Origin of the sequence: Comamonas aquatica NBRC 14918, from assembly GCF_000739875.1 — a bacterium.
GTDB classification, from domain to species: domain Bacteria; phylum Pseudomonadota; class Gammaproteobacteria; order Burkholderiales; family Burkholderiaceae_C; genus Comamonas; species Comamonas aquatica.
The window spans coordinates 176,198-202,715 of the sequence record NZ_BBJR01000001.1 but is presented as its reverse complement, the minus strand read 5'-3'; the positions used below and the strand labels follow the sequence as shown (position 1 = coordinate 202,715).

Here is a 26,518-nt window from a genome sequence, read left to right as displayed (position 1 = left end):
AGCGCGATTGTCGGTGAGCCCAGGGCCTGCCGGCGTGGTGGGTGGCCGTCCAGGGGTGGCGCAAGGGGACTCGCCCGGCCGGGTCCGCGCGGCACGGGCGCAGCGTACGATAGCCGGCTATGACGACCCAATACGAAAACCTCGCCACGCTTGCGCTGTGGACCGACTTTTTCAAAGTTTCCCCCGCCGAACTGCCCGCCGAGCGCCAGATGCGCGCCCGGCGCATGTCCGGCTTCATCCGTGGCCAGCTGCTGCCGGTGGCAGAATCCGTGGAGCCGGCCGATCCCGCCGCTGCAGCCCCCGAGGGCACCTCCGTGGCAGAGCCGGCCAAAAAAGCCGCCCCCCAGGTCGCGCGCGAATGGGTGTCTGCCCAGTGGGGCCTGGTGCCCAGCTGGGTCAAGTCCGAGAAGGACGCCAAGCTGCGCGCGCCCAAGCTGCTGGTGGCGCTGAATGAAACCGTGAGCACCACCCAGGCCTTCCGCGATGCCTGGCTGGCCGGCCAGCGCTGCATCATCCCCATGCAGGCCTTCTATGTGGACGATGTGCGCACCGGCAAGGCCATTCCCACGCGCATCGCCCGCGTGGACGGCCAGCCCATGGGCGTGGCGGGCGTGTGGAGCCAATGGACCGACCCGGACACCGGGGCCGAGCTGCTGAGCTATGCCGTGCTGACCCTCAACGCCAACAGCCATGCGCTGATGCGCCGCTATGGCCCGCAGGGGGCGGAACGCCGCATGCCGGCCATCCTGGGCGAGGGCACCTACGACGCCTGGCTGACCACACGCCAGGACAAGGCGCGCGAGTTCATGCGGGCGTACCCGGCGAACTGGCTGCTGGCCAACCCGGTGGAGCACAAGAAAGACAAAAAGCCCAAGGGTCTGTTTGATTGATGGGGATAGCAGCTGGCGCAGGCTGGGCCTGCGTGAGTGCCTTATTTCTCTTGGATGTTCAAGCGGCTGCGGGGCACCGACGATTCCCGGCTCGTTCCCGCGGCGAGCAGGGATGGCTGACACCCCACCCCCATGCCGCGATGCCGCCATACCTTTAGCCCCGGTGGATGCCATGCTCACTTCCTTCCAAGCCTGGGCGCATGCCCTGGCACCTGTGCACTCCGTCGCCTTTGACGCCCTGGCCTGGCTGTCTCTGGCTTGCTACCTGCTGTTTGCCGTGGTCGCACTGCACTACGCGCTCCGGCCGTGGGCCGAAAAGGCGATGCTCGCGGCCATCGGCGGCGGCGCCGCCGCCTCGCTGGTGCTGCACCTGTCCCTGCGCAGCAGCCCTGACTATGTGGGCGAGGGGCCCCTCTGGAAGTTTGTCTCCGTGTCCCAGTTCCTGCCCTGGGTGGTGATCAGTCTGGGGGTGCTCTACGTGCTCTACCGCATCGGCCGTCCACTGCGAAAAATGTGCCGTGGCAGGCAGAACCGCTGAAGCCGCCTTGGGTGGGCGCGGTCCGTGGTGGTCTGCCGCCCACGCGCGGCAGACGCACAGAAAAGCCTGTTGCAGGCTGGGTGGCAACAGGCTTTGATTTTTCATAGCAGTCAACGCTTATTGGGCGTGCGTTGGCTGTCTTTTGGGCTGCAATTCCAGATCCGGTGCGAGGGCGGTGTGCGGAGCACATCTGCAAAACACTTTTCAGCGCGCCATGCGGTGCACAGCCGTTCCCCCGATTGCCTGCACGCGCCAGCGCTGTGCGCGCCGCGGGGCCAGCCTGCCACTTGCCGTTGCGGTGGGAACCTGGCGATGCTGCAGGGCCGCTGGTGGTGCCCGGCCGCCTTGGGCCGATGCGCTGCGTGGGCCTGTGTTCACCCCGCCAGGCACGGTGAACACCGCCCCACGCCAGCGTGCGGCGCACGGGCTTGCTCGCAGACCCTCCCGTGCCCAGCCCGCCAGGGCGAGTTTCTGGCCCTTGCCCTGCACGGCACGCCGTGCCACGCAGGGCGGGTGCCATCCATAGTTTTGATAGCTGTCAGCGCAATCCCCATGAGCGCCAGAGCCAGAAAATGCTGAAAAGACTTTAAGCCGTGACCGCTTCGCCCAGCAGCGCATCCACGGCCGCGTGGGCGGCCAGGGTCTCGGCGCAGGCATTGGCCGCTTCCTCGCCCTTTTTCACAAAGTGCGCGTGGAAGAAACCTTGCAGCTCGTCCGAGGGCTGGAAGTTGTGGGGCGTCAGCGCCACCGAGAACACGGGCACGCCCGTGTCCAGCTGCACGCGCATCAGCGCCTCGACCACGGCGGCAGAGACGAAGTCGTGGTGGTAGATGCCGCCGTTGACGATGATGGCGCAGCCGATGACGGCGTTGAACTGGCCGGACTGGGCCAGCTTTTGCGCCATCAGCGGGATTTCGAACGCGCCCGGCACTTCCACCTGGTGGATGCGGGCGGGCGCGGCGCCCAGCGCCTGCAGCCGTGCGGCGGCGGCGTTGCGGGCCTGGTGCACGATGTCGCTGTGCCAGTTGGCACTGACGATGGCGATGCGGGCCGTGGCCAAGGCGGCCTGGGAGGATTGGGAAGGTGTCAAAGTCTGATTCATGTGTGTCTTTCAAGACGTGCAACAAATGAATCAGGGCGCGCGAAGGCAGACGCAGCCCAGGCCGGTGCTGGCGCGCGCAAGCACGCCCGCACCCAGCGGCAGGCTGGAGGACAGGTCTTCACGTTGCTCTTTCATCCGGACTGTGACCGTCGGCTCTGGCATCGCACCAGATCTGCTGACCTTGGCGAAGCAGGCTTCGCCAAGCGCTCGCGGGCTCGCAGCACGGGGCTGCATACCGCCGGTGGGGAGTTTCACCCCGCCCTGAGAACGTATGTCGCCTGGTGGTTCGCCAGGCGACAAAGCCATTGTAGGCCGCCGGCATGGCACTGGTGGTCACCCAGGTAACTGTGCCTTGCGCTGGCGCAAGGGCCGTTGCCCCCACCAGCGCGCCACGGTGGCGCCCAGGCGCGCCCAGACGGTGTCTGAAGTCGGCGCTGTGCCGGATGGCGCGGGGCCGACCGGGGAGGAGGGCAGCGTGGATTGCAGCCGGGCCGGGCCCTGCAGGGCCGTGGCCTGCAGCCACAGCGCGCACGGGGCCCGCCAGCTCTGGCCGGTGTGCAGGTGCAGCGACAGGCTGGGGCCGCCGTCCAACCCGCTCAGTGGGGTGGTCTGCAGCAGCAACTGGCCGCTGGCGCAAAACACCTCGGCCCCGGCGGGCAGCGCCAGGCTGTGGGGGAGGCCATGGGGGATGCGATACAGGGTGGTGCGGTCGGCCCTGGGGATCTGGCCGGGGCATGGCGGGGGAGGCAACGAAGACATAAGGGCCTGCGCAAACGGTGTGAAACAAGGGCTCCAGCGTAGGTTGCGGCGGGCCATCGCGACAGGCACAGCCGCGGGCCAGGCGCACCGCAGCAGTGCAGGTTGGCGGACTGCTGTTCTGGTGGTTCTGCGCTGCATCTGTATCTGTTGCGCAGCAGAGGCCTGGGGCATGATGGCGGCTCTGCTGTCTGTTGGAAATCCGGCCCATGACCCTGGCTGCTGCCGTTTCACTGCCCCTGTACCGCCGCCTGGCGGGTGACTATGCCCAGGCCATGGGTCTGGGGACCCTGCAGGCGGGCGAGCGCATGCCCTCCGTGCGCGAGCTGATGCGCCGCCACCAGGTCAGCCTGTCCACCGCCCTGCAGATGCTGCGCCACCTGGAGGAGCAGGGGCACCTGGAGGCGCGCCCGCGCGTGGGCTACTTTGTGCGTGATGCGCGGGCGCTTGATGGGGTGGCGCTGACCCGCGAACCGGACCTGAGCCAGCCAGTGCAGCCCGGCGCCCAGGCCCACTTTGTGGGCATCAACGAACACATTTCCCTGTTGCTGGAGCGTGGGCGCCAGGCCCAGGTGCACCTCGATGTGGGCGGCTGCACGCCACCGCCGGAGCTGTTCGACCACCGCTTTCTGAACAAGACCGTGGCGCGCCTGCTGCGCGAACACTCGCAACTGCTGACGCAGGGCCGCTCGCTGCTGGCCAACCAGGGCAACCATCCGCTGTTCCAGCAGGCCATGGCCCGGCACGCGCTGGCGGCAGGCATCCGCGTGGCCCCCGGCGATGTGTTGGCGACCACCGGCAATTCCGAAGCCGTGAGCCTGGCGCTGGCAGCCGTGGCTGAGCCGGGCGACATGGTGGCGGTGGAATCGCCCACCTATTACGGTCTGCTGCAGGTGGTGGAGTCGCTGCAGCTGCAGACGCTGGAGATTCCGTGCAGCCCGCGCACGGGGCTGTCGCTGGAGGCGCTGGAGCTGGCCTTCCAGACCCAGCCGCGCCTCAAGGCCGTGGTGGTGGTGCCCGAGCTGCAGATGCCGCTGGGCACGCGCATGCCGGATGCGCACAAGGCCCGGCTGGTGGCTCTGTGCGCGCGTTACGGGGCGGCGCTGATCGAGGACGATTCCTATGGGCTGTTCGTTGAGGGCACGCAGCCGGTGAAGCCCCTCAAGGCCTGGGACAGCGTGGCGGGCCAGGTGATCTATTGCCAGGCTTTCAACAAGAGCCTGGCGCCGGGCTTGCGCCAGGGCTGGATGAATGCCGGGCGCTGGCATGGCCGGGTGCAGATGCTCAAGTTCGCCCAGAGCCGCAACACCCAGACCCTGGGGCAGCTGGTGGTGGCCGAGGTGCTGGGTTCACCCACGCACCAGCGCAGCCTGGAGCGGCTGAAGGCGCAGCTCAAGCAGCAGCGCGAGGCCATGGCCCGGCTGGTGGCGCGCCACTTCCCTATCGGCACGCGCATGAGCCTGCCGGGCGGTGGCCTGTGCCTGTGGCTGGAGCTGCCCGAAGGCTTTTCCAGCGCCCGGCTGTTCGGCGATGCCCTGGACCAGGGGATCCGGATTGCGCCGGGCAGCATGTTCTCCAACTCCGGGCGCTACGAACACTGCCTGCGGCTGGCCTGCACCCACCCGGTGGATGCCGCCGTGGAACAGGCGCTGCAGCTGCTGGGGGCCATGGCCTGCCAGCAACTGGGGCAGGCGCCGCGCGGTTGAGGGTTGGGGTACGGCCAGGTGTTGGGGTAGGGCCGCCTGAGATGTGGGCTCGCACTTGCCAGTCCACGCACGGGTCGACAGCGGCTGCCTTGTGCCATCCACCCAGGGCGCAGGCAACAAAAAACCGCCTGCAGCTTGCGCTGTCGGCGGTTCTTGTCCGAAGAAACGGCTGAATTACTTCAGCTTGGTTTCCTTGTACTCGACGTGCTTGCGAGCCTTGGGGTCGAACTTCATGATCGACATCTTTTCAGGCATCGTCTTCTTGTTCTTGGTCGTGGTGTAGAAGTGACCGGTGCCAGCTGTGGAAGCCAGCTTGATCTTTTCGCGTCCGCCTTTAGCAGCCATTTTTATGCTCCTTGAGGAAATTAAGCCTGGCCACGGGCACGCATGTCTGCGAGCACGGAGTCGATGCCGTTCTTGTCGATCAGACGCAGGGCAGCGCTGGAAACACGCAGGCGCACCCAGCGGTTTTCGCTCTCAACCCAGAAACGACGGTACTGCAGGTTGGGCAGGAAACGACGCTTGGTCTTGTTGTTGGCGTGGGAAACGTTGTTGCCCACCATGGGCTTCTTGCCCGTAACTTCACATACGCGTGCCATTTGGACACTCCGATATTTGAAACGGCCGCCAGCACGGAGATTGCACGGTCAGCGCAATGTGCCAGCAGGCCTCACCTCGCCAGATAAAGGGTGGCGGTAGCCCGAATTTGTCACACCCCACAACCTGTAAGAACAGGCGCTAAATGCAGCAAAGCCCGCGATTATACGGGCTTTCTGGAAAAAGGCGTGGGCCGACAGGGTTTTAGCCTGCCGCACGCCCGGGCATGCGCGGTTTACTGGTCCAGGAAGCGCTGGGCATCCAGCGCGGCCATGCAGCCGGTGCCGGCGCTGGTGATGGCCTGGCGGTACACGTCATCCTGCACGTCGCCGGCGGCGAACACGCCGGGCACGCTGGTCTGCGTGGCATAACCCTTGCGGCCACCCTGGGTGACGATGTAGCCGTTTTCCAGTTCCAGCTGGCCCTTGAAGATGTCGGTGTTGGGCGAGTGGCCGATGGCGATGAAGCAGCCTTGCAGGGCCACGTCCTCGGTGTGGCCATCCTGCGTGCTCTTGATGCGGATGCCGGTCACGCCGGACTGGTCGCCCAGCACTTCGTCCAGGGTGAAGTGGGTCTTGAGCTCGATCTTGCCTTCCTTGACCTTCTCCATCAGCTTGTCCACCAGGATGGGCTCGGCCGTGAACTTGTCACGGCGGTGCACCAGGGTGACCTTGCTGGCGATGTTGGACAGGTACAGGGCTTCTTCCACGGCGGTGTTGCCACCACCGACCACGCACACCGGCTGCTCACGGTAGAAGAAACCGTCGCAGGTGGCGCAGCCGGACACGCCGCGGCCCATGAAGGCCTCTTCCGAAGGCAGGCCCAGGTACTTGGCCGAGGCGCCGGTGGCGATGATCAGGCTGTCGCAGGTGTAGGTGCCGCTGTCGCCGGTCAGGGTGAAGGGGCGCTGGGACAGGTCCACGCTGTGGATGTGGTCGAACACCATCTGGGCCTTGAAGCGCTCAGCGTGCTCCATGAAGCGCTGCATCAGTTCGGGGCCTTGCACGCCGTTGACGTCGGCGGGCCAGTTGTCCACTTCGGTGGTGGTCATCAACTGACCGCCCTGGGCCATGCCGGTCACCAGCATGGGGTTCAGATTGGCGCGGGCTGCGTAGATGGCCGCGGTGTAGCCGGCAGGGCCGGAACCCAGAATCAGGACTTTGGCGTGTTGGTTGGTGGACATCGTTGCTTTTCGAAGGGGGAGGTGTTGCGCGCATGCGCCACACCGGTTGAACAATCGCACGGCACCTGTCGGGCAGGTGTCACCGCTTGCACGGGGTAGCCATGCATTGTAGAAAGCTGGGGAAATTCCTGGGCAAGGTATCCCTAAACACGCGCATAGCCAGAAGCTAACGGCACCGGCCTGTGCGGCGGCCACCGCCGGGCTGCGGGCGGTGCGCGCACGCCCGCGTGGTTGTTGCAAGTGCTTGCACAGGCGTTGCAACCATTTGTGTAGCGCCTCGCACGCCTAAGGTAAGCTCCCGACTGCGTATGACTTATTCCTCGAATGCACTGAATGCCAATCTGGCCAAGACCGCGCCCCGCCAGGGATTGGCGCGCTTTGGCCATGAAATCTGCCTGACCGCCGGGGCGCTGGGCCTGCTGTTCTGGCTGATGGCGATGGTCAGCTACTCGCCCCTGGACCCCGCGTGGTCCACATCGGGCAGCAGTGACGTGGTCATGGTGAACAACTGGATGGGCCGTTTGGGCGCATTGCTCGCCGATGCCTGGTATTTCGGCTTTGGCCTGTCGGCCTGGTGGCTGCTGCTGATCGCCTTGTATGTGCTGTGCGCGTCCAGCCTGCGCTGGATGCGCGGCCACAGCATGCTGGAAACCCCGGTGGGCGAGCGCCTGCAGTGGTGGGCCGGCGTGGCCCTGCTGCTGGGCGTGAGCTGCGCGCTGGAGTGGTCGCGCCTGTACCGGTTTGAGAGTGTGCTGCCCGGCCATGCCGGTGGTGTGGTGGGTTACACCCTGGGTCTGATTGGCGTGCGCTGGCTGGGCTTCACCGGTTCGGGCCTGATCGGGATTGCGCTGCTGGTGGTGGCGTTGTCGCTGGTGTTCCGCTTTTCCTGGGGCCGCGCTGCCGAGGGCCTGGGCCGCCGCATCGAGACCCTGGTGCGCCTGAACCAGCAGCAGCGGGAAAAGGTCAAGGACGAGGCCGAAGGCCGCAAGGCCGCCAAGGAGCGCGCCAAGGTGGTTGCCGAGGAGCGCAGCGAAATCGAGGAGCACCACCACGAGCCGGTGCTGATCGTGACGCCCACGGCTGCGCCGCCGCAGCCCAGCGAGCGTGTGCTCAAGGAGCGCCAGAAGCCGCTGTTCCAGGATTCGCAGATGCAGGAAGGCAGCCTGCCGCAGGTGGACCTGCTGGATGCCGCGCCGGCCAAGCAGGAAACCGTGTCGCCCGAGACGCTGGAGATGACCAGCCGCTTGATCGAGAAAAAGCTCAAGGACTTCGGCGTGGACGTGCGTGTGGTGCAGGCCACGCCCGGCCCGGTGGTCACGCGCTACGAGATCGAACCGGCCACGGGCGTCAAGGGATCGCAGGTGGTCAATCTGGCCAAGGACCTGGCGCGCTCGCTGTCGCTGGTGTCCATCCGCGTGATCGAGACCATCCCCGGTAAGAACTATATGGCGCTGGAGCTGCCCAACACCAAGCGCCAGTCGATCCGCCTGTCGGAGGTGCTGGGCTCGCAGGTCTACCACGAGGCCAAGAGCCTGCTGACCATGGGCCTGGGCAAGGACATCGAGGGCAAGCCCGTGGTGGCCGACCTGGCCAAGATGCCCCACGTGCTGGTGGCCGGTACCACCGGCTCGGGCAAGTCGGTGGGGATCAACGCCATGATCCTGTCGCTGCTGTACAAGGCCGAGGCCAAGGACGTGCGCCTGCTGATGATCGACCCCAAGATGCTGGAAATGTCGGTCTACGAAGGCATTCCGCACCTGCTGGCGCCCGTGGTGACCGACATGAAGCAGGCCGCCAACGGCCTGAACTGGTGCGTGGCCGAGATGGAGCGCCGCTACAAGCTGATGAGCAAGCTGGGCGTGCGCAATCTGGCCGGCTACAACACCAAGATCGGTGAAGCCACGGCAAAGGGTGAAATCATTGGTAACCCCTTCAGCCTGACGCCGGAGTCGCCCGAGCCCCTGGACCGCCTGCCGCACATCGTCATCGTCATCGATGAGCTGGCCGACCTGATGATGGTGGTGGGCAAGAAGATCGAAGAGCTGATCGCCCGCCTGGCGCAGAAGGCGCGCGCGGCCGGCATCCACCTGATCCTGGCCACCCAGCGCCCCAGCGTGGACGTGATCACCGGCCTGATCAAGGCGAACATTCCGACACGCATTGCCTTCCAGGTCAGCAGCAAGATTGACAGCCGCACCGTGCTGGACCAGATGGGGGCCGAGTCCCTGCTGGGCATGGGCGACATGCTGTACATGGCCAGCGGCACGGGGCTGCCCATTCGTGTGCATGGGGCCTTTGTGTCAGACGATGAAGTACATCGGGTGGTGAGTTATTTGAAGGAACAAGGCGAGCCCGATTACATCGAAGGGGTGTTGGAGTCGACCCTGTCGGAAGACGGTGGTCCGGACGGTGAAGGTGGTGGTGAAGGGGGCGAGAAGGACCCGATGTACGACCAGGCCGTGGAAATCGTCCTCAAGGACCGCAAGGCCAGCATCTCGTACGTGCAGCGCAAGCTGCGCATTGGTTACAACCGTTCGGCCAATCTGCTGGAACAGATGGAGCAGGCAGGGCTGGTGAGTGCCCTCACCAGCAGCGGCCAGCGCGAAGTGCTGGTGCCTGCACGGCCGGAATAAGACCTGACAGCCTTGGCTGCTGGGCGAAAGGACAGGATGGATATGACAAAGTCGTTGGGGGTGCTGGCCGCGAGTGTGCTGCTGCCGGCCGTGGTCTGGGCCGATGGCCTGCAGAGCCTGGAACACTTCATGCGCACGGCCAAGGCCGGGCAGGCGCAGTTCACGCAGACCGTGACCGCACCGGCCAAGGAAGGGCAGGCGCCGCGCACCAAGACCAGCAGCGGTGACTTCACGTTCCAGCGGCCCGGTCAGTTCAAGTTCACCTACACCAAGCCGTTTGCCCAGACCATCGTTGCTGATGGAAAGACGGTGTGGCTGTACGACGTGGACCTGAACCAGGTCACGCAGCGCAAGCAGGCCGATGCCCTGGGCAGCACGCCGGCGGCGATCCTGGCGTCGGCCAGCGACCTGTCGGGCCTGCAAAAGGACTTCACGCTCAAGCCCGTGCCCGATGCCGACGGCCTGCAGTGGGTTGAGGCCGTGCCCAAGGCGTCGGACGGCCAGCTCAAGAGCGTGCGCGTGGGCTTCCAGGGCGAGACCCTGGCGGCCATGGACATCCTGGACGGCTTCGGCCAGCGCTCGGTGATCCGGTTCAGCCAGCTCAAGCTGCTGCCCGCGCTGCCGGCCGGGCACTTCAAGTTCGAAGTGCCCGCGGGGGCCGACGTCATGCAGCAGTGATGGCTGGTATTAATGCGATAGCGCCTTGCGCGCTTGGCGTCTAGGTTTCAGTATGTATGTGGCCTGAAATGCAGGCACAGTGCGCGTCAATTGCTCTGTTTGTGTGAGCGTCCCATGCAAAAAGCCCCGCAGCTTGTGGCTGCAGGGCTTTTTTTGTGGCGTCTGCCGGATCAGGCCGTGGTGGCTGCAGGCGCGGGGCGCATGCGGTCCAGCACGGCGCTGAGGGCCAGGGTGGCCGCCACGGGCAGCAGCCAGCCCAGGCCCAGCGCGCTGCCAGGCAGGCTGCCCAGCGCGGCGGGCACGATGCTGCCAAAGCCCATGGCCTTGAGGGCGTCCACGATGCCGAACAGCAAGGCCATGCCCATCACGGGGATGAACACGCGCGCCTGGTGCTGGAACAGCTTGGACATCAGGCCCAGCGCGATCAGCGCCATGGCCACGGGGTAGATGGCCACCAGCACGGGCACGGCCACGGTGATCAGCTGCTCCAGCCCCTGGTTGGCCACGGCGGTGCTGAAGACCGACATGACGATCACCACGGTGCGGTACTTCACGCCCAGCAGTTCGCTGAAATAGGCCGAGCAGGAGCTGACCAGGCCCACGCCCGTGGTCAGGCAGGCCAGCAGGATCACGGCGGCCAGCAGGAAGCTGCCGGCGGTGCCGAAGGTGTTGTCCACGTAGGTGTTCAGGATCTTGACGCCGCTGGCGCCGGCTTCCACTACCGAGCCGCTCATGCCGCCCAGGTAGACCAGGGACACATAGACCAGGCCCAGGCCGGTGGCGGCGATCAGGCCCGCCAGGATGGTGTAGCGCGTGTGCAGCCGGGTGTCGGTCACGCCGGCGGCCTTGATGGCGGCCACGATGATGATGCCGAAGACCAGGGAGGCCAGCGCGTCCATGGTCTGGTAGCCCTGCAGGAAGCCCTGGGCCAGGGCCTGGCCGGCCGAGGCGTAGTCGGGCGCGGGCGTGGTCACGATGTCACCGGCCGGGGCCACGAAAGCGGCGATGCCCAGGATGGACAGCACCACGATCAGCGCCGGGGTGATGATCTTGCCGATGTTGTCCATCAGCTTGCCGGGGAACAGCGACAGCACCATCACCAGTGCGAAGTAGCCGATGGTGAACAGCAGCAGCGCCTCGGGCGTGTTGCCGGTGAACGGGGCCATGCCCACCTCGAACGACACGGTGGCCGTGCGCGGCGTGGCAAAGAAGGGGCCGATCGTCAGGTAGATGGACAGGCCCATCAGGGTGCCGGCCAGCTTGCCGATGGGGCTGGTCAGCGTGTCCAGCCCCCCGCCGACGCGCGCCAGCGCGACCACGCCCAGCAGGGGCAGGCCCACGCCGGTCAGCAAAAAGCCCAGGGCGGCAGACCATTGGAATTCACCAGCGGCCAGGCCCACGCTGGGCGGGAAAATGATGTTGCCAGCGCCCAGAAAGAGCGCAAAAGTCATGAAGCCGAGGGCAAGAATGTCCCGCGTCTTGAGTGTTGTCATGGGGAAAAAACCTAAAACCAGAGGGCCGCAGCACAGCCGTGCGTGCGAGCCGCGTTGCAGAGCGACGAATGCGGATTCCGTGCGCGTACGCTGCGGGCCGGATGTCGGCGCCGACAGGAGCAGGGTGCCTTGCCGGCCGAGGGTCGCAGGGGCAGCAAATGGCGAGGGGTTTCCGTGCCGATTAAGCTTGTGGCTTCGGTCCACGGGCTACAGCCATCATGGGTAACGCAGGTAAGCATCGCGCATGACGGGTAGTGATCCGCTGATTTACCTATTTTGCCGCATATAAAGTTCTGTTATATGGCGAACTCCAAAACAACCCTGAAAGGCGCAGCTGATTTGTCCAAGGTCACATCCGGCGGGGGGGATTCGGCCCTGCATGCCCCCCTGCCCGAGCGTTTGCGCCCCCGCAGCCTGGCGGAGGTCGTGGGCCAGCAGCAGGTGCTGGGCGCGGGCATGCCGCTGCGGCTGGCCTTCGAGTCGGGCCGCCCGCACAGCTGCATTCTGTGGGGCCCGCCCGGCGTGGGCAAGACCACCATCGCCCGCCTGATGGCCGATGCCTTCGATGCGCAGTTCATCGCCATCAGCGCCGTGCTGGGCGGGGTCAAGGACATCCGCGAAGCCGTGGAGCGGGCCGAGCTGGCGCGCAGCGGCCTGATGCCGCAGCGCACCATCGTGTTCGTGGACGAGGTGCACCGCTTCAACAAAAGCCAGCAGGACGCCTTCCTGCCGCACGTGGAAAGCGGCCTGTTCACCTTCATCGGGGCCACGACGGAAAACCCGTCCTTCGAGGTCAACTCGGCCCTGCTGTCGCGCGCGGCGGTCTATGTGCTGCAAAGCCTGACGGCGGACGACTTGAAGCAAATTGTGGCAAAAGCCCAGGCGCTGCAAGCGGTGCCAGCTATGGAAGATGAAGCGCTGGAGCGGTTGATTGCCTATGCCGACGGCGATGCACGGCGCCTGCTGAACACGCTGGAGACCCTGGCCATCACGGCCGAGCAGGCCCAGGTGGGCAGCATCACCGACGCCTGGCTGCTGCAGGTGCTGGGCGAGCGCATGCGCCGCTACGACAAGGGCGGCGAGCAGTTCTACGACACCATCAGCGCGCTGCACAAATCGGTGCGCGGCTCGGATCCCGATGCCGCGCTGTACTGGCTGGTGCGCATGCTCGATGGCGGCGCCGATCCGCGCTACATGGCCCGACGCCTGATCCGCATGGCCTGGGAGGACATCGGCCTGGCCGACCCGCGCGCCATGCAGATCACCAACGAGGCGGCGCAAACCTATGAGCGCCTGGGCAGCCCCGAGGGCGAACTGGCGCTGGCCCAGGCCGTGCTCTACTTGGCCGTGGCGCCCAAGAGCAATGCCGGCTACCAGGCCTACAACCAGATGAAGGCCCTGGTCAAAGCCGACAGCACGCGGCCCGTGCCCATGCACCTGCGCAATGCCCCGACCAAGATGATGAAGGACATGGACTGGGGCAAGGGCTACCGCTACGCCCACGACGAGGAAGGTGGCTTTGCGGCCGGGGAGGATTACTTTCCCGAGGGGCTGGACAATCCCCACTTCTACCAACCCGTGCCGCGCGGCCTGGAGATCAAGATCGGTGAAAAATTGGCGCAACTGCGCCAGCTCAACGAGGCCGCAGAGCAGCAGCGCAAGCCGTGAGGGGCGGCCTGCATCGCGCCACCGCGGTGCGGCAGGCATGCCCTCGCTGCGGCGACAAAATGTTCAATTTTTTTCGAATTTGATCAATGAGTGTGCGCTTGCGTTCTTTTTTGTTGTTTCATGCTTCGTCACACATTTGTCATAAAAATTTAATTAAATATTCACTGTTTTGTCATGGACAATGCGCGGCAACCAGCCGCCTTGGCCGGTGCCACAACCCGGAACGGCGACACCTGCGTCGCCCCGCCGGAACGACAGGAATGGCGCGCTGCGCGCATTCCCACAGATCCAGCAGCCTACGTGTGTGCCACGCGTAGGCTTTCTAGTTTCCAACGCTATACATAACTCTTGGAGGAGCGTTCATGCTGTTTGGCAAGCTCTTGCCCCGCGAAGGCAATTTTTTCGAAATGTTCAACCAACATGCCGAGCGCATCGTGGAAGCCGCACGTGCGTTCTCGCAGATGGTGGCCAACTACAACGATACGCACCTGCGTGAGAAGTACAACAGCGATGTCGACAACGCCGAGCGCGCCGCCGACCGTGTGACCCACGAAGTCACCAAGACCCTGCACCAGACCTTCATCACGCCCCTGGACCGTGAGCACATCCACGGCCTGATCAACACCATGGACGACGTGGTGGACCTGATCCAGGACTCGGCCGAAGCCATGGCGCTGTACGACATCCGCCAGATGACCGAAGAGATGACGCGCCTGGCCGACCTGAGCCTCAAGTGCTGCGAGCGCGTGCGCGATGCCGTCAAGCTGCTGAACCAGATCGCCGACCAGTCGGTGGCCGAGGCCGCCCTGAAGACCTGTCAGGAAATCGACCGCCTGGAATCGGACGCCGACCGCGTGCTGCGCGCCGCGATGAGCAAGCTGTTCCGTGAAGAGCAGGATGTGCGCGAACTGATCAAGCTCAAGGGTGTGTACGAGCTGATGGAAACCATCACCGACAAGTGCGAGGACGTCGCCAACACCATCGAGGGCATCGTCCTCGAAAACTCCTGATCGACCAGCACGGGGAATCCTGACCATGGAAACCGTACAAGCCGCCCTGTGGGTGGTCATTCTGCTGGTGGCGATGGCGCTGATCTTCGACTTCATGAATGGCTTTCATGATGCGGCGAACTCGATCGCAACCGTCGTCTCTACCGGCGTGCTCAAACCCACGCAGGCCGTGGTGTTTGCCGCCTTCTTCAACTTTGTGGCGATCTTCGTGTTCCACCTCAGCGTGGCTGCCACGGTGGGCAAGGGCATCGTGAATCCGGAGATCGTGGACACCCACGTGGTCTTCGGCGCCCTGGCCGGCGCCATCGTCTGGAACCTGATCACCTGGTACTACGGCATCCCCTCCAGCTCCTCGCACGCGCTGATCGGCGGCATCGTCGGCGCTGTGGTGGCCAAGGCCGGCACCGGTCCGCTGATTGCCAGTGGCATCCTCAAGACCCTGGCCTTCATCTTCATCTCGCCGCTGCTGGGCTTCCTGTTCGGTTCGCTGATGATGGTGATCGTCGCCTGGATCTGCCGCCGCACGCGCCCCAGCAAGGTGGACAAGTGGTTCCGCCGCCTGCAACTGGTGTCGGCCGGCGCCTATTCGCTGGGCCACGGTGGCAACGATGCGCAAAAGACCATCGGCATCATCTGGCTGCTGCTGCTGGGCACGGGCTACATGTCGAGCACCGAATCCAGCCCGCCCATCTGGGTGATCGTCAGCTGCTACGCGGCGATCGGTCTGGGCACCATGTTCGGCGGCTGGCGCATCGTGAAGACCATGGGCCAGAAGATCACCAAGCTCAAGCCCGTGGGCGGCTTCTGTGCCGAATCCGGGGGCGCGATGACGCTGTTCTTCGCCACCTTCCTGGGCGTGCCCGTCTCCACCACCCACACCATCACCGGCGCCATCGTCGGCGTGGGCTCCACCCAGCGCATGAGCGCGGTGCGTTGGGGCGTGGCCGGCAACATTGTCTGGGCCTGGATTCTGACCATCCCCGCCAGCGCCTTCGTGGCGGCCGTGGCCTACTGGGTCAGCCTGCAGCTCTATTAAAAAGAGCGCCTGGCGCTAATACAAAAAGGACTTCAGAGTGGAATGGCTCTGAAGTCCTTTTTCTTTCTGCGCAAGCTGCTACCCTGTTGGAAGCAGCCAAGTCCTCATTGGGAAATCTTGCGCGCTTCCTCAATCTGGTATTCGAAGTAGTGTTGGAAGCTGTAGGCCAGGCTGGCCATCAGCACCGCCGCCCCCACCATCAGGGCGGCCGCGATGGCGGCAATCGTGAACCAGTTGGTATGGCCGGCCGGCGCATCGGCACTGGCCTGCGGGTTGAAGCGGGCGTTCCATTGCTGCGGCTGGCGCAGACCGTAAAGGATGGCCACCAGGGCGCAGGCGGCGATGGTGAAGCCCAGCAGCGGAATCAGCACCCAGCTGAGCTGGTCATCCTGGCCGAACTGTTGCACGCGCTGGATGCCATACAGCCCCAGCGCCGTGGGAATGGGCAGGGCCCAGCCCAGGGTGTCGCCCATCCCATGCAGATAAAACCGGTGCAGCCCCAGGGGGCCTCCGACGAATGCCAACCACGCTGCAACGGTCTTGTTCTTCATGCCCCCATTATTCGGGTGAGGTGCTGGCGCCGGCACCTAGGGACTTCTCCATCATCACCACATCCAGCCAACGGTCGAACTTCCAGCCCACGGCGCTGAGCGTGCCCACATGCGCAAAGCCCGCGGCGCGGTGCACGCCCACCGATCCGGCATTCGTGCTGTCGCCGATCACGGCGATCAGCTTGCGCACGCCGACGGCTTCGCACTCCCGGCACAGCGCATCCAGCAGCAAGCGGCCAATGCCCTGGCCGCGGGCCTGATCCGACACGTAGATGGAATCCTCGGCCGAGAACCGGTAGGCCGGGCGCGGCTTGAACCAGTTGGCATAGGCATAGCCCAGGATGCTGCCGTCCTCGCCTTCGGCCACCAGCCAGGGCAGGTGCTTGTTCAGCACGTCCTGGCGGCGGGTCGTCATGTCGGCCAAGGAGGGCGGCTCGATCTCGAAGGTGCCGGTGCCGTGCAGCACGTGGTGGCGGTAAATGGCCGTGATGGCGGTCAAATCCAGGGGTTGGCTGGGGCGGACGTTAGGCATAAAAATCAGAACCCTATATAATCTTGCGTTTTCGGCGTGTCGCTGGCCGGGTGGCCATGTCGCGTGTCTCAAACGCCGTGAAAAACTCTTGCAGCAAATTTGCTGCGACCACCCGAAGGATAAATCATGGTCGTTATTCGACTCTCCCGCGGCGGCTCCAAGGCACGTCCTTTCTTCAACATCGTCGTGACCGACAAGCGCGTTCGTCGCGATGGCGCTTTCATTGAGCGCGTGGGTTTCTACAACCCCACCGCCCGTGGCGCTGAAGAAGGTCTGCGCATTGCGCTGGACCGCGTGACCTACTGGAAGGGCGTTGGCGCCCAGGCTTCCGACACCGTCGAACGCCTGCTCAAGCAAGCTGCCGCCAAGGCTGCTGCCTAATCAGCACCCCCATTGAAAACGGGTTCCGTTGGCTAGTCTGACGGAACCCGTTTTTTCTTTTTTCGTCTTTTGAAGATTGTCATGAGCCACATGCCTGAACTGGAGCCCACCGCACTGCCGGACGATGCGGTGGAAATTGGCCGCATTGCCGATGCGTGGGGGGTGAAGGGTTGGTTCAAGGTCATTGCCTACAGTGCGGATCCTGAGGCCCTGTTCGCCGCCAAGCAGTGGTTCTTGCTACCGGCCGAAAAAGGCGCCAAGCATTTCACGGGCACGGTGTTGCTGCCGGTCAAGCAGGTGCGCCCGCACTCGGACACCATCGTGGCCACTTCGCCCGCCGTGCTGGACCGCAATGCGGCCGAGGCCCTGCGCGGTGCCCGCATCTTCGTGGCGCGCGAGCATTTCCCCCAGGCCGAGGACGGCGAGTACTACTGGGTCGACCTGATGGGCCTGCAAGTCAGCAACCGTGAAGGCGTGGACCTGGGCGTGGTCAAGGATTTGCTGGCCACCGGGCCCCAGACCACGCTGGTGCTGGCCTACGAAGAAGGTGGTAAGGAGCGCGAGCGCATGATTCCCTTTGTCGATGCCTACATCGACAAGGTGGATGTGGTCGCCAAAACCATCATCGCGGACTGGCAGCCCGACTACTGAGCCCTTGGCACGCATGCGTTTCGACATCATCACCCTGTTCCCCGAGCTGTTCGCCCCTTTCCTGGAAAGCGGAGTGACGCGCCGTGCCTATGCTTCCGGGCAGGTGGCGGTGCATCTGTGGAACCCGCGCGACTATGCCCAAGGCAACTACCGCCGCGTGGACGATCGCCCGTTCGGCGGTGGCCCTGGCATGGTGATGATGGCCGAGCCGCTGCAGCTGTGCCTGGAGGCCATCCGTGCGGCGCACGCCGAGGGCGGAGCATCCGCGCCGGCGCCGGTGGTGCTGTTCTCGCCGATCGGCCAGACCCTCAAGCACGAGGTGGTGGCCGACTGGGCCGAGAGCCAGGGTGCCATCCTGCTGTGCGGCCGCTATGAGGGCATCGACCAGCGCTTCATCGATCAGTACGTCACCCACCAGCTGAGCCTGGGGGATTTCGTGCTCTCCGGCGGCGAGCTGGCGGCCCTGGTGCTGCTGGATGCGGTCACGCGGCTGCAGCCCGGGGTGCTCAACGACGCGGGCAGCTTCCAGCAGGACAGCTTCAACCCCGCGCTGGACGGGCTGCTGGACTGCCCGCATTACACCCGCCCCGAAGTCTGGCAAGGCCAGCCGGTGCCGCCCGAGTTACTGTCGGGCCACCACGGCAACATCGAGCGCTGGCGCCGTGACCAGCGCCTGCGCATCACGGCGCAGCACCGCCCAGAATTGATCGCACAGGCCCGCGCCCAGGGCTTGTTGAATGCCAAAGACGAAGGGTTTTTGGCAAAAAACGCGTCCCAGCTATAATGCTGGGTTCTTTGATCCTCTATCCGGCCGCTGCATCGGTTTGAATGCAGCCATAGCACCAATCCCGGCGCTTGCCAATTCTGGCGCGGACAAGATCAAGATGGATGAATCATGAATCTGATCCAAACTCTGGAGCAAGAAGAAATTGCTCGCCTGAACAAGACCATCCCTGCTTTCGCGCCTGGTGACACCGTCATCGTGTCCGTGAACGTGGTGGAAGGTAATCGCAAGCGCGTGCAGGCTTACGAAGGCGTGGTGATCGCCAAGCGTAACCGTGGCCTGAACAGCGCGTTCATCGTGCGCAAGATTTCCAGCGGCGAAGGTGTGGAGCGTACGTTCCAGACTTACTCTCCCCTGATCGCTGGCATCGAAGTCAAGCGCCGCGGTGATGTGCGTCGTGCCAAGCTGTACTACCTGCGTCAGCGCAGCGGCAAGTCGGCACGTATCAAGGAAAAGCTGCCACAACGCGTCAACAAGACTGCTGTTGCAGCTGCCGAGTAATCGCGCAGCCTTGTCAGGCAAAAGCCGCTACAGTTCGCTGTGGCGGCTTTTTTTATGCCCGTGGAGAAGCTTTGTTGACCCCCTCGCCCGCGTCCCGGCAGCCAGCGTCGCTGACCGCCAGCATCCCCAACTTCGATCCGCGCCAGGTGCCGGTCATCGGTACCGACAGCCATCTGCCGGCCGTGCCCGCCGCCGGCCAAACCCCCCAGGCCTTGCGCGCGCGCTTCGCCCATCCGCCGCGGTGGCAGCCCGAAGTCCGCAAGGAGGCACGCTTTGCCCCGCGCACGCCGGCGCATGCGGCGGTGCTGGTGCCCCTGGTGCTGCGCGAGGAGCTGACGGTGCTGCTGACCCAGCGCACGGAGCAGCTGTCCACGCATTCCGGGCAGGTGGCCTTTCCTGGTGGGCGGCAGGACCCGGAAGATGCCGATGCCACGGCCACGGCCCTGCGGGAGGCCCAGGAGGAAGTTGGTCTGGATCCCGGGCAGGTCGAGGTGCTGGGCAGCCTGCCGGTCTATGAGACCGGCACGGCCTTCATGGTCACCCCGGTCGTGGCCCTGGTGCAGCCCGATGCGCCGCTGCATCCCAACCCCTACGAAGTGGCGGATGTGTTCGAGGTGCCGCTGCGCTTCTTGCTCGATCCGGCCCACCACCAGCGCCACCGGCTGCACTGGCAGGGCCAGGAGCGCGAGTGGTTTTCCATGCCGTACCTGGATGCCGGGCGCGAGCGCTACATCTGGGGCGCCACGGCGGGCATGCTGCGCAACTTCTACCGTTTCATGGTGGCTTGAGGCGGCCCGCGCTGGCGCGGGGGTGGCAAGGCGAAGGCTTGCCGCTATCATCGTCCCATGAGTTTCTTTGCCATCTTGCTTGCTCTCTTGCTGGAGCAGGCCCGTCCGCTGTCACGGGGCAACCCGGTGCACGCTGGCGTTCGGGCCTGGTCGGTGTCGGTGCGTCGTAACTTCGATGCGGGTCGTGAACACCATGGCTGGGTGGCCTGGGGACTGGCCATGGTGCCACCCGTGCTGCTGGTCGTCGGGGTGTACTGGCTGCTGATGCGCTGGGTCGGCTGGCCGGCGGCCATGCTGTGGAATGTGGCCGTGCTGTACGTCACCCTGGGCTTTCGCCAGTTCAGCCACCATTTCACCCGCATCCGCGACGCGCTGGAAAGCGGCGATGAGCAGGCGGCACGCGAAGGTCTGGCGGACTGGCGCCAGGTGGATGCGGCCGAGGTCCCGCGCAGTGAAGTGGTGCGCCATGTGATCGAGTACTCGGTCATTTGCGCCCACCGCCACGTGTTCGGCGTGCTGTTCTGGTTTGCGCTGCTGGCGGCCCTGGGCCTGGGGCCGGCGGGCGCTGTGCTTTACCGCATGGCGGAATACCTGTCGCGCTACTGGTCGCGCAAGTCGATTGGTGGCGCCGCACCGGTGAGCGAGCGGCTGCAGCAATCGGCCAAGCAGGCATGGACGGTGATCGACTGGCTGCCCTCGCGCATGACGGCGCTGGGGTTTGCCGTGGTGGGCAGCTTTGAGGAAGCGATCGATGGCTGGCGCTTTCACACCAAGCACTTTCCCAACGACAACGATGGCGTGATTCTGGCGGCCACCGCCGGCGCCATCAACGTGCGCCTGGGCGGCAACGCGCTGAAGATGCGCGAGGAGCTGCAGACCGCGCCCGTGTACGACGACGAGGACGGCTGGCAGGACCCCGGTGTGACCCCGGGGCGTGAGGCCGACGTGGGCCACCTGCGCGCTCTGGTGGGCCTGGTGTGGCGCAGCGTGGTGGTGTGGATGCTGCTGCTGGCGCTGCTCAGTCTGGCGCGCCTCATCGGCTGATTGGATAGCACTCTGCGCAGGCTGCATAAGGGTTAGAGGCTAATTTCCCATAAAAAAACCGCCAGGGATTGCCTGGCGGTTTTTTTTGTGGGGCATGTGCCGTCGCTTCAGTAGCGCATCTGGCTCAGCTCATCGAACAGCTCGGCGTAGATGCGGTAGCGGTTGGGGTGGATGCAGTGCGGGCTGCCTTCCTGGTCCACCTCGGCCATCACGGCGCAGCCCGGCTCGTGCAGGTGGGTGCAGTTGTAGAACTTGCACTGGTTGGCCAGGGCGCCGATGTCCGGCATGCAGCGCGGCAGGTCGGTGGGGGCGATGTGGTACAGGCCAAATTCCTGGAAACCGGGGGAGTCGATCAGGGCCGTGGTGCGCGCGGTGTCCATCCAGTACCAGGTGGTGGTGGTGGTGGTGTGCTTGCCGGTGTTGAGCACGCGCGAGATCTCGTTGGTGGCCGCCTGTGCGCCGGGCACCAGCAGGTTGATCAGCGTGCTCTTGCCCACGCCCGAAGGGCCGAGCACGAAGGTGCGCTTGCCGGCCAGCAGGTCCATCAAGGCCTCTTTCTGCTCGGGGTCGTCGCTGGTCAGGTTCAGCGGGATGACGGGGTAGTGCGGGCTGCCATCGGGGCGCTGCAGGGCGCGGTAGGCCTCCAGGCGCTGCCAGGCCAGGGCAAAGGCTTCGGGCAGGTCGAACTTGTTCAGCGCGATGATGGGCTGGATGCCGGCATCCTCGGCCGCGATCAGGGCGCGCGCCAGCTGGCTTTCGGAGAACACCGGCTCGGCCGCGATCAGGATCAGCACCTGGTCCAGGTTGGCGGCGAACATCTTGGTGCGGATCTCGTCCTGGCGGTACAGCAGGTTGCTGCGCTCCAGCACTTTCTCGATCGTGCCTTCCTCGCCCTGGCCGGGGGGCGGGGCCTGCCACAGCACGCGGTCGCCGACGACGGCCTGGCTCTTCTTGCCGCGCGGGTGGCAGATGCGGCGGCTGCCGTCCTCGGTTTCCACGATGCAATGGCGGCCATGGCTGCCGACAACCAGGCCTTCGGTGGAGGCGGCCGCCGAGGCGACGGCGGCTTTGCTGTGCTTGCGGCTCATGCGGCGCTCACGGGGTGGGGGGTGGCAGGTGCTGGCATGCGTGCCAGGCGCTCCACCGCAGGCGGGTGGGAGTAGTAATAGCGCGCATACACCGGGTCGGGCGTCAGGGTCGAGGCGTTGTCCTGGTACAGCTTGAGCAGGGCGCTGGCCAGCGCGCCGCCGTTGGCCTGGGTCATGGCATAGGCATCGGCCTCGAATTCGTCGCGGCGTGAAAAATGGGCCACCAGGGGCGACAGCCAGAAGGTGAACACCGGCACGGCCAACACGAACAGCAGCAGGGCCAGGCCCGGCTGGTCGGTGGGCTGGCCGAAGGCCAAGGCCACGCTGGGCGTCACGCCCAGGCCGGCGTAGAACCAGGCCTGCTGCGACACCCAGCCCAGCAGGGCAAAGCCGAGCAGGCTGACGGCGAACATGCCCAGCATGCGCTTGGTGATGTGCTGGTGCTTGAAATGGCCCAGCTCGTGCGCCAGCACGGCTTCGACCTCGTCGGCATTCAACTGCTGGAGCAGGGTGTCGTAGAACACCACGCGCTTGGACGTGCCAAAACCGGTGAAGTAGGCGTTGGCATGGGCCGAGCGGCGGCTGCCGTCCATCACGAACAGGCCCTTGGCGGCAAAGCCGCAACGCTGCATCAGCTGGGTGACGCGCGCCTGCAGGGTGGCGTCGGTCAAGGGCTCAAACTTGTTGAACAGCGGGGCGATGAAACTGGGGAAGACCCACATCAGCAGCAGCTGGAAGGCGGTCCAGAAGCCCCAGGCCCACAGCCACCACAGGCTGCCCGTGGCCTGCATGCACCACAGGATGGCCCAGGCGATCGGCAGGCCGATGGCGGCGGCCAGCAGGGTGGACTTGCACAGGTCGGTCAGCCACAGCGCCGGCGTGCTTTTGTTGAAGCCGAAGCGCGCTTCCAGCACAAAGGTCTGGTACAGCGCGAATGGCAGGTCGAGGGCCCCGGAGATCAGGGCGAAGGCTGCCAGCAGCGCCAGTTGCTGGCCCAGGCCGGGTGCCATGAACTGCAGCAGGCCGGCGTGCAGCGCGTCCAGGCCGCCCAGCAGGGTCCAGCCCAGCAGGACCACGGCCCCCCAGGCCATGTGCACCAGGCCGAAACGGGCCTTGGCCAGGGTGTAGTCGGCGGCCTTCTGGTGGGCCGCCAGGGCGATCCGGTGCGCGAATGCCGCCGGCACCTGGTGGCGGTGCTGGGCCACATGGCGCACCTGGCGCGTGTTGAGCCACATCTGCACCAGCAGGTGCAGGGCCAGCATCAGCGCGAAGGCCAGCGTCAGCAGCAGCGAAGGGGAAAGGGCGTTGTGTGTCGGCATTGGCGGCGAGTGTAGGCGACAATTTGCGGATGTCTCTTGCCGCCTCCCCCGAAACCCCTGTGCTGCCCAAGTCCGACCTCAACCTGGTGTGGCTGGACTGCGAAATGACGGGGCTGAACCCCGAGCACGACCGCATCATCGAAATCGCGGTGGTGATCACCAATGCCAACCTCGATGTGCGGGTGGAAGGTCCGGTGTTCGCCATCCACCAGAGCGATGCCCTGCTGGACGGCATGGACGCCTGGAACAAGGGCACACACGGGCGCAGCGGCCTGATTGAGCGCGTGAAGGCCTCGCAGGTGACGGAAGAGCAGGCGCAGGCGCAGCTGATCGCCTTTCTGAGCAAGTACGTGCCCAAGGGCAAAGTGCCGCTGTGCGGCAACAGCATCGGCCAGGACCGGCGCTTCCTGGCGCGCTACATGCCCAAGCTGGAGGCCTATCTGCATTACCGCAACGTCGATGTCAGCACGCTCAAGGAACTGGCGCGGCGCTGGAAACCCGAGGTGGTCAGCAGCTTCAAGAAAGCCCAGCGCCACACCGCCCTGGCCGACGTGCTGGAGTCCATCGACGAGCTGCAGCACTACCGCGCGCACTTCCTCAGCCCGGTGCCGGCCGAGGAAGCGGTGGCCGATCCCGCACCATAAGGCGTGTAATCCCAGGGGATAAGCCCTTGTGGATTGAAGAAAAAAGCAGGGCGTGCAATAATAGCGATCTTGTCTGAACGCAACCTTGGAGCAAGGTCTGCGCTTTTTTCAGCCATTTGCGCATCTCCCATCACTCACCGGGCTCACCGACACCCGCTCGCCATGGCCGCCCCACACGGGCCGCCAGCGATGCCGATACGACTGCCCACCACATCCACCAGCGTGGAAGTGCTTTGTTTGACGGTTGATGTTTCCCTAACCGTCAAGAAAGCAGCACTGCCGCTGGGCATTGGTGTTTGCTTTCCGCGTGAGAACACATGAACGACATCCTGAATGAGCAGGGCCTGGTGGCCGCTGCAGATACCTCTTTGGACGCTACCCTGGACCAGATGCTGGCCGACGTGGATACGGTGGAGGCCACTGAGCCCGCAGGTCCCAATCCTTTCGAAGAATTGGGCCTGGCGCCCGAGCTGGTGCGTGCCGTGGGTGACCTGGGCTATACCCAGCCCACACCCGTGCAGGCACAGGCCATTCCCCTGGCGATGGGGGCTGGCGAAGATGCCGGCGCTTTCATCGATCTGATGGTTTCCAGCCAGACCGGCTCCGGCAAGACGGCTGCTTTCCTGCTGCCCATGTTGAACACCCTGATTCAGCAGAAGAACGAGGAAGAAGCCGAAGCCAAAGCGGAATACGACCGTCTGGCGGCCGAAGCGGCGGCCCGTGGTGAACCTGCACCCAAGCGCAACAAGCGCAAGGACCCCACCAACCCCCGCAACTTCAAGGCCGCCGTGCCCGGCGCCCTGATCCTGTGCCCCACGCGCGAGCTGGCACAGCAGGTGGCGCACGATGCGATTGAGCTGGTCAAGCACTGCCGCGGCATGCGCATTGCCAACGTGGTGGGCGGCATGCCCTACCAGGTGCAGATCGCCAAGCTGCAGAACGCCAACTTGGTGGTGGCCACGCCTGGCCGCCTGCTGGACCTGCAGCGTTCGCTGCAGATCAAGCTGGACAAGGTGCAGTTCCTGGTGGTTGATGAAGCCGACCGCATGCTGGACCTGGGCTTTGCCGATGACCTGGCCGAAGTCAACCAACTGACCGAGCAGCGCAAGCAGACCATGATGTTCAGCGCGACCTTCGCGCCCCGCATCCAGCAGTTGGCCATGCGCGTGATGCACGAAGGTGGCGCCAACGTGAAGAAGGTGACCATCTCCACGGCGCAGGAAAAGCACACCAACATCAAGCAGGTGCTGTTCTGGGCCGACAACGCCCAGCACAAGCGCAAGCTGCTGGACCACTGGCTGCGTGACACCTCGATCAACCAGGCCATCGTGTTTGCCTCCACCCAGGTGGAGTGCGACGGCCTGGCGACCGACCTGCAGGAAGCCGGCTTCTCCGCCGCCGCCCTGCACGGCGCGCTGAGCCAGGGTCTGCGCAACCGCCGCCTGATGGCGCTGCGCAATGGCCAGATCCAGGTGCTGGTGGCCACCGACGTGGCAGCACGCGGCATCGACGTGCCCACCATCACCCACGTGTTCAACTACGGCCTGCCCATGAAGGCCGAGGACTACACCCACCGCATCGGCCGTACCGGCCGTGCCGGCCGCGAAGGCGTGGCCGTGACGTTTGCGGAATTCCGCGACCGTCGCCGCGTGTTCGACATCGAAGGCTACACCCGCCAGCAGTTCAAGGCCGAAGTCATTCCGGGTCTGGAACCCCAGCAACGCTTCCCGGCCGCCGGTGAGCGCGACGGCCGTCGTGGCGGCGGCGCCGGTGGCCGTGGTGGTTTTGGTGGTCGCCGTGACGGCGACGGCTATGGCCGCAAGCCAGGCTTTGGTGACCGTGGTGGTTTCGGTGGTGGCCAGCGCCGCGAAGGTAGCTTTGGTGGCGACCGTGAGCGTGGCAGCTTCGGTGGTGACCGTCCCCGCTTTGGCGGTGACCGTGACCAGCGTGGTTTTGGTGGCGACCGTCCCCGCTTTGAAGACCGTGGCGGCGATCGCGGCGGCTTCGGTGGCGGCCAGCGCCGTGAAGGTGGTTTTGCCGATCGCAAGCCCGCTTTTGGTGACCGTCCAGAGCGCGGTGGCTTCGGTGGTGACCGTCCCCGTTTTGAAGATCGTGGCGGCGATCGCGGCGGCTTCGGCGGCGGCCAGCGCCGTGAAGGCGGCTTTGCCGAGCGCAAGCCTTTCGGTGGCGATCGTCCCCGTTTTGAAGGCCGTGGCGACCGCGGTGGCTTTGGTGGCGGCGAGCGTCGCGAAGGCAAGTCCTTTGGTGGTGGCCGTGATGACCGCAATGGCGGTGGTTTTGGTGGCGACCGCCGCAAGACCTTCTCGCGCGACCGCTGATGCAACTGGGGTTGCGCCTGGTGCGCAGCCCTGGTGTGCATGCATAAAAAAAACCGGCTTTGGGCCGGTTTTTTTATGCCTGTTGCACGGTGGTCATGTGTGCGCTGTTGGGAAAAGCATAGCGGTTGGCGCTGATCTGGCCATCGTTGGAGCCTGATGCAAGCGCCAAATCCTTATGGTGCCTGCGCGGGCAGCTATGGAATCTATGAGTGCATAACAAAAAAGCCGTCTTGTGACCAAGACGGCTTTTTGTGTTTGGTGGGCCCTGAGTGATTCGAACACTCGACCAACGGATTAAGAGTCCGCTGCTCTACCAGCTGAGCTAAGAGCCCTTCGCAACCGGAAGGATCACTGCGCGGTGCAGTGAATAGAAAATTTGGTGGGCCCTGAGTGATTCGAACACTCGACCAACGGATTAAGAGTCCGCTGCTCTACCAACTGAGCTAAGAGCCCGACTGGATCAACCAGATCGCTGCTTGGAGGGGGAAGTGGTGGGCCCTGAGTGATTCGAACACTCGACCAACGGATTAAGAGTCCGCTGCTCTACCAGCTGAGCTAAGAGCCCACTTCATTGCCAATCAAGCAAGATCGCCATTATGCACCAAA

26 protein-coding genes, 3 tRNA genes and 1 riboswitch are annotated in these 26,518 nt (G+C 65.1%); of the genes, 16 read left to right on the top strand and 13 right to left on the bottom strand.

The features are described 5' to 3' along the window. Positions 1-119: 119 nt before the first annotated feature. Both CA2_RS00945 and CA2_RS00940 read left to right on the top strand, forming a co-directional pair. Positions 120-890 carry an SOS response-associated peptidase gene (locus CA2_RS00945; RefSeq protein ID WP_042411561.1) on the top strand — a complete coding sequence of 257 codons (771 nt, stop codon included), beginning with the start codon at positions 120-122 and terminating at the stop codon, positions 888-890. A 172-nt stretch (positions 891-1,062) separates the two neighbouring features. Then, positions 1,063-1,428, top strand: coding sequence for a hypothetical protein (locus CA2_RS00940; RefSeq protein ID WP_156105922.1), 366 nt, complete (start codon positions 1,063-1,065; stop codon positions 1,426-1,428). A 586-nt stretch (positions 1,429-2,014) separates the two neighbouring features. Here CA2_RS00940 and CA2_RS00935 read toward each other — a convergent pair. Beyond that, positions 2,015-2,530 carry a 6,7-dimethyl-8-ribityllumazine synthase gene (locus CA2_RS00935; protein WP_042411557.1) on the bottom strand — a complete coding sequence of 172 codons (516 nt, stop codon included), beginning with the start codon at positions 2,528-2,530 and terminating at the stop codon, positions 2,015-2,017. Between the two features lie 118 nt (positions 2,531-2,648). Next, a riboswitch (FMN riboswitch) is annotated at positions 2,649-2,803 on the bottom strand. A 60-nt stretch (positions 2,804-2,863) separates the two neighbouring features. After that, on the bottom strand, positions 2,864-3,289 hold the full coding sequence (locus CA2_RS00930) for a hypothetical protein (protein WP_042411555.1): 426 nt from the start codon (positions 3,287-3,289) through the stop codon (positions 2,864-2,866). Positions 3,290-3,495: 206 nt separating this feature from the next. Here CA2_RS00930 and CA2_RS00925 point away from each other — a divergent pair, with 206 nt between their 5' ends. Then, positions 3,496-4,992, top strand: a complete 1,497-nt coding sequence (locus CA2_RS00925; RefSeq protein ID WP_042411552.1) for an aminotransferase-like domain-containing protein — start codon at positions 3,496-3,498, stop codon at positions 4,990-4,992. A 174-nt stretch (positions 4,993-5,166) separates the two neighbouring features. On the opposite strand, the gene rpmG is transcribed toward CA2_RS00925, so the two are convergent. The 3 genes from rpmG to trxB all read right to left on the bottom strand — a co-directional run bounded on the left by rpmG (position 5,167) and on the right by trxB (position 6,772). Further along, on the bottom strand, positions 5,167-5,337 hold the full coding sequence (rpmG, locus tag CA2_RS00920; RefSeq protein WP_042411550.1) for a 50S ribosomal protein L33: 171 nt from the start codon (positions 5,335-5,337) through the stop codon (positions 5,167-5,169). Positions 5,338-5,357: 20 nt separating this feature from the next. After that, entirely contained in the window at positions 5,358-5,591 is a 234-nt protein-coding gene (gene rpmB / locus CA2_RS00915; RefSeq protein ID WP_003058229.1) for a 50S ribosomal protein L28, read from the bottom strand. A 233-nt stretch (positions 5,592-5,824) separates the two neighbouring features. Beyond that, complete coding sequence (gene trxB / locus CA2_RS00910) at positions 5,825-6,772, bottom strand: thioredoxin-disulfide reductase (protein WP_042411544.1); 948 nt, start codon at positions 6,770-6,772, stop codon at positions 5,825-5,827. A 308-nt stretch (positions 6,773-7,080) separates the two neighbouring features. On the opposite strand from trxB, the gene CA2_RS00905 reads away from it, so the two are divergent. Continuing rightward, positions 7,081-9,405, top strand: a complete 2,325-nt coding sequence (locus CA2_RS00905) for a DNA translocase FtsK (RefSeq protein WP_042411541.1) — start codon at positions 7,081-7,083, stop codon at positions 9,403-9,405. A 42-nt stretch (positions 9,406-9,447) separates the two neighbouring features. Next, on the top strand, positions 9,448-10,083 hold the full coding sequence (gene lolA, locus CA2_RS00900) for an outer membrane lipoprotein periplasmic chaperone LolA (protein WP_042411539.1): 636 nt from the start codon (positions 9,448-9,450) through the stop codon (positions 10,081-10,083). Positions 10,084-10,253: 170 nt separating this feature from the next. Here lolA and brnQ read toward each other — a convergent pair whose 3' ends face one another. After that, entirely contained in the window at positions 10,254-11,576 is a 1,323-nt protein-coding gene (brnQ, locus tag CA2_RS00895) for a branched-chain amino acid transport system II carrier protein (protein ID WP_042411537.1), read from the bottom strand. 339 nt (positions 11,577-11,915) lie between these two features. Between brnQ and CA2_RS00890 the strand changes: the two genes are divergently transcribed. From CA2_RS00890 to CA2_RS00880, 3 genes are all read left to right on the top strand, one after another. Further along, the gene (locus tag CA2_RS00890; RefSeq protein WP_042411534.1) at positions 11,916-13,244 is read left to right on the top strand and encodes a replication-associated recombination protein A; all 1,329 of its coding nucleotides are present in this window, start codon (positions 11,916-11,918) and stop codon (positions 13,242-13,244) included. Positions 13,245-13,606: 362 nt separating this feature from the next. After that, positions 13,607-14,254, top strand: a complete 648-nt coding sequence (locus tag CA2_RS00885) for a DUF47 domain-containing protein (RefSeq protein ID WP_042411531.1) — start codon at positions 13,607-13,609, stop codon at positions 14,252-14,254. Positions 14,255-14,279: 25 nt separating this feature from the next. Then, the gene (locus tag CA2_RS00880) at positions 14,280-15,290 is read left to right on the top strand and encodes an inorganic phosphate transporter (protein ID WP_042411527.1); all 1,011 of its coding nucleotides are present in this window, start codon (positions 14,280-14,282) and stop codon (positions 15,288-15,290) included. 104 nt (positions 15,291-15,394) lie between these two features. Here the strand turns inward: CA2_RS00880 and CA2_RS00875 are convergent, their stop codons facing one another. Together CA2_RS00875 and CA2_RS00870 are read right to left on the bottom strand one after the other, a co-directional pair. Then, entirely contained in the window at positions 15,395-15,841 is a 447-nt protein-coding gene (locus CA2_RS00875) for a TM2 domain-containing protein (protein WP_042411524.1), read from the bottom strand. Between the two features lie 7 nt (positions 15,842-15,848). Further along, positions 15,849-16,373: a GNAT family N-acetyltransferase gene (locus CA2_RS00870; protein ID WP_042411521.1), complete on the bottom strand. Its 525-nt coding sequence runs from the start codon at positions 16,371-16,373 to the stop codon at positions 15,849-15,851. A 126-nt stretch (positions 16,374-16,499) separates the two neighbouring features. On the opposite strand from CA2_RS00870, the gene rpsP reads away from it, so the two are divergent. The 6 genes from rpsP to CA2_RS00840 all read left to right on the top strand — a co-directional run bounded on the left by rpsP (position 16,500) and on the right by CA2_RS00840 (position 20,522). Further along, positions 16,500-16,754: a 30S ribosomal protein S16 gene (gene rpsP / locus CA2_RS00865; protein ID WP_042411519.1), complete on the top strand. Its 255-nt coding sequence runs from the start codon at positions 16,500-16,502 to the stop codon at positions 16,752-16,754. 81 nt (positions 16,755-16,835) lie between these two features. Next, complete coding sequence (rimM, locus tag CA2_RS00860) at positions 16,836-17,405, top strand: ribosome maturation factor RimM (RefSeq protein WP_042411678.1); 570 nt, start codon at positions 16,836-16,838, stop codon at positions 17,403-17,405. Positions 17,406-17,418: 13 nt separating this feature from the next. Further along, on the top strand, positions 17,419-18,189 hold the full coding sequence (trmD, locus tag CA2_RS00855) for a tRNA (guanosine(37)-N1)-methyltransferase TrmD (protein WP_042411518.1): 771 nt from the start codon (positions 17,419-17,421) through the stop codon (positions 18,187-18,189). Positions 18,190-18,300: 111 nt separating this feature from the next. Next, on the top strand, positions 18,301-18,690 hold the full coding sequence (gene rplS, locus CA2_RS00850; RefSeq protein WP_042411516.1) for a 50S ribosomal protein L19: 390 nt from the start codon (positions 18,301-18,303) through the stop codon (positions 18,688-18,690). 74 nt (positions 18,691-18,764) lie between these two features. Continuing rightward, positions 18,765-19,478, top strand: coding sequence for a CoA pyrophosphatase (locus CA2_RS00845; protein ID WP_042411514.1), 714 nt, complete (start codon positions 18,765-18,767; stop codon positions 19,476-19,478). Between the two features lie 57 nt (positions 19,479-19,535). Continuing rightward, a complete protein-coding gene (locus CA2_RS00840; RefSeq protein WP_042411511.1) occupies positions 19,536-20,522 on the top strand; it encodes a CobD/CbiB family protein in 987 nt (328 codons plus the stop codon). A gap of 107 nt (positions 20,523-20,629) precedes the next feature. Here CA2_RS00840 and rsgA read toward each other — a convergent pair whose 3' ends face one another. Both rsgA and CA2_RS00830 read right to left on the bottom strand, forming a co-directional pair. Beyond that, the gene (gene rsgA, locus CA2_RS00835; RefSeq protein WP_042411509.1) at positions 20,630-21,610 is read right to left on the bottom strand and encodes a ribosome small subunit-dependent GTPase A; all 981 of its coding nucleotides are present in this window, start codon (positions 21,608-21,610) and stop codon (positions 20,630-20,632) included. Beyond that, the gene (locus CA2_RS00830; protein WP_042411507.1) at positions 21,607-22,929 is read right to left on the bottom strand and encodes a M48 family metallopeptidase; all 1,323 of its coding nucleotides are present in this window, start codon (positions 22,927-22,929) and stop codon (positions 21,607-21,609) included. The genes rsgA and CA2_RS00830 overlap by 4 nt, the downstream gene beginning before the upstream one ends. A gap of 29 nt (positions 22,930-22,958) precedes the next feature. Between CA2_RS00830 and orn the strand changes: the two genes are divergently transcribed. Both orn and CA2_RS00820 read left to right on the top strand, forming a co-directional pair. Next, complete coding sequence (gene orn, locus CA2_RS00825; protein ID WP_042411506.1) at positions 22,959-23,573, top strand: oligoribonuclease; 615 nt, start codon at positions 22,959-22,961, stop codon at positions 23,571-23,573. A gap of 317 nt (positions 23,574-23,890) precedes the next feature. Next, positions 23,891-25,912, top strand: a complete 2,022-nt coding sequence (locus CA2_RS00820) for a DEAD/DEAH box helicase (protein ID WP_042411504.1) — start codon at positions 23,891-23,893, stop codon at positions 25,910-25,912. A 256-nt stretch (positions 25,913-26,168) separates the two neighbouring features. On the opposite strand, the gene CA2_RS00815 is transcribed toward CA2_RS00820, so the two are convergent. The 3 genes from CA2_RS00815 to CA2_RS00805 all read right to left on the bottom strand — a co-directional run bounded on the left by CA2_RS00815 (position 26,169) and on the right by CA2_RS00805 (position 26,477). Next, positions 26,169-26,244: transfer RNA gene (locus tag CA2_RS00815), tRNA-Lys, on the bottom strand. A gap of 45 nt (positions 26,245-26,289) precedes the next feature. Next, a tRNA-Lys gene (locus CA2_RS00810) sits at positions 26,290-26,365 on the bottom strand. Between the two features lie 36 nt (positions 26,366-26,401). Continuing rightward, positions 26,402-26,477: transfer RNA gene (locus tag CA2_RS00805), tRNA-Lys, on the bottom strand. Positions 26,478-26,518: the final 41 nt, after the last annotated feature.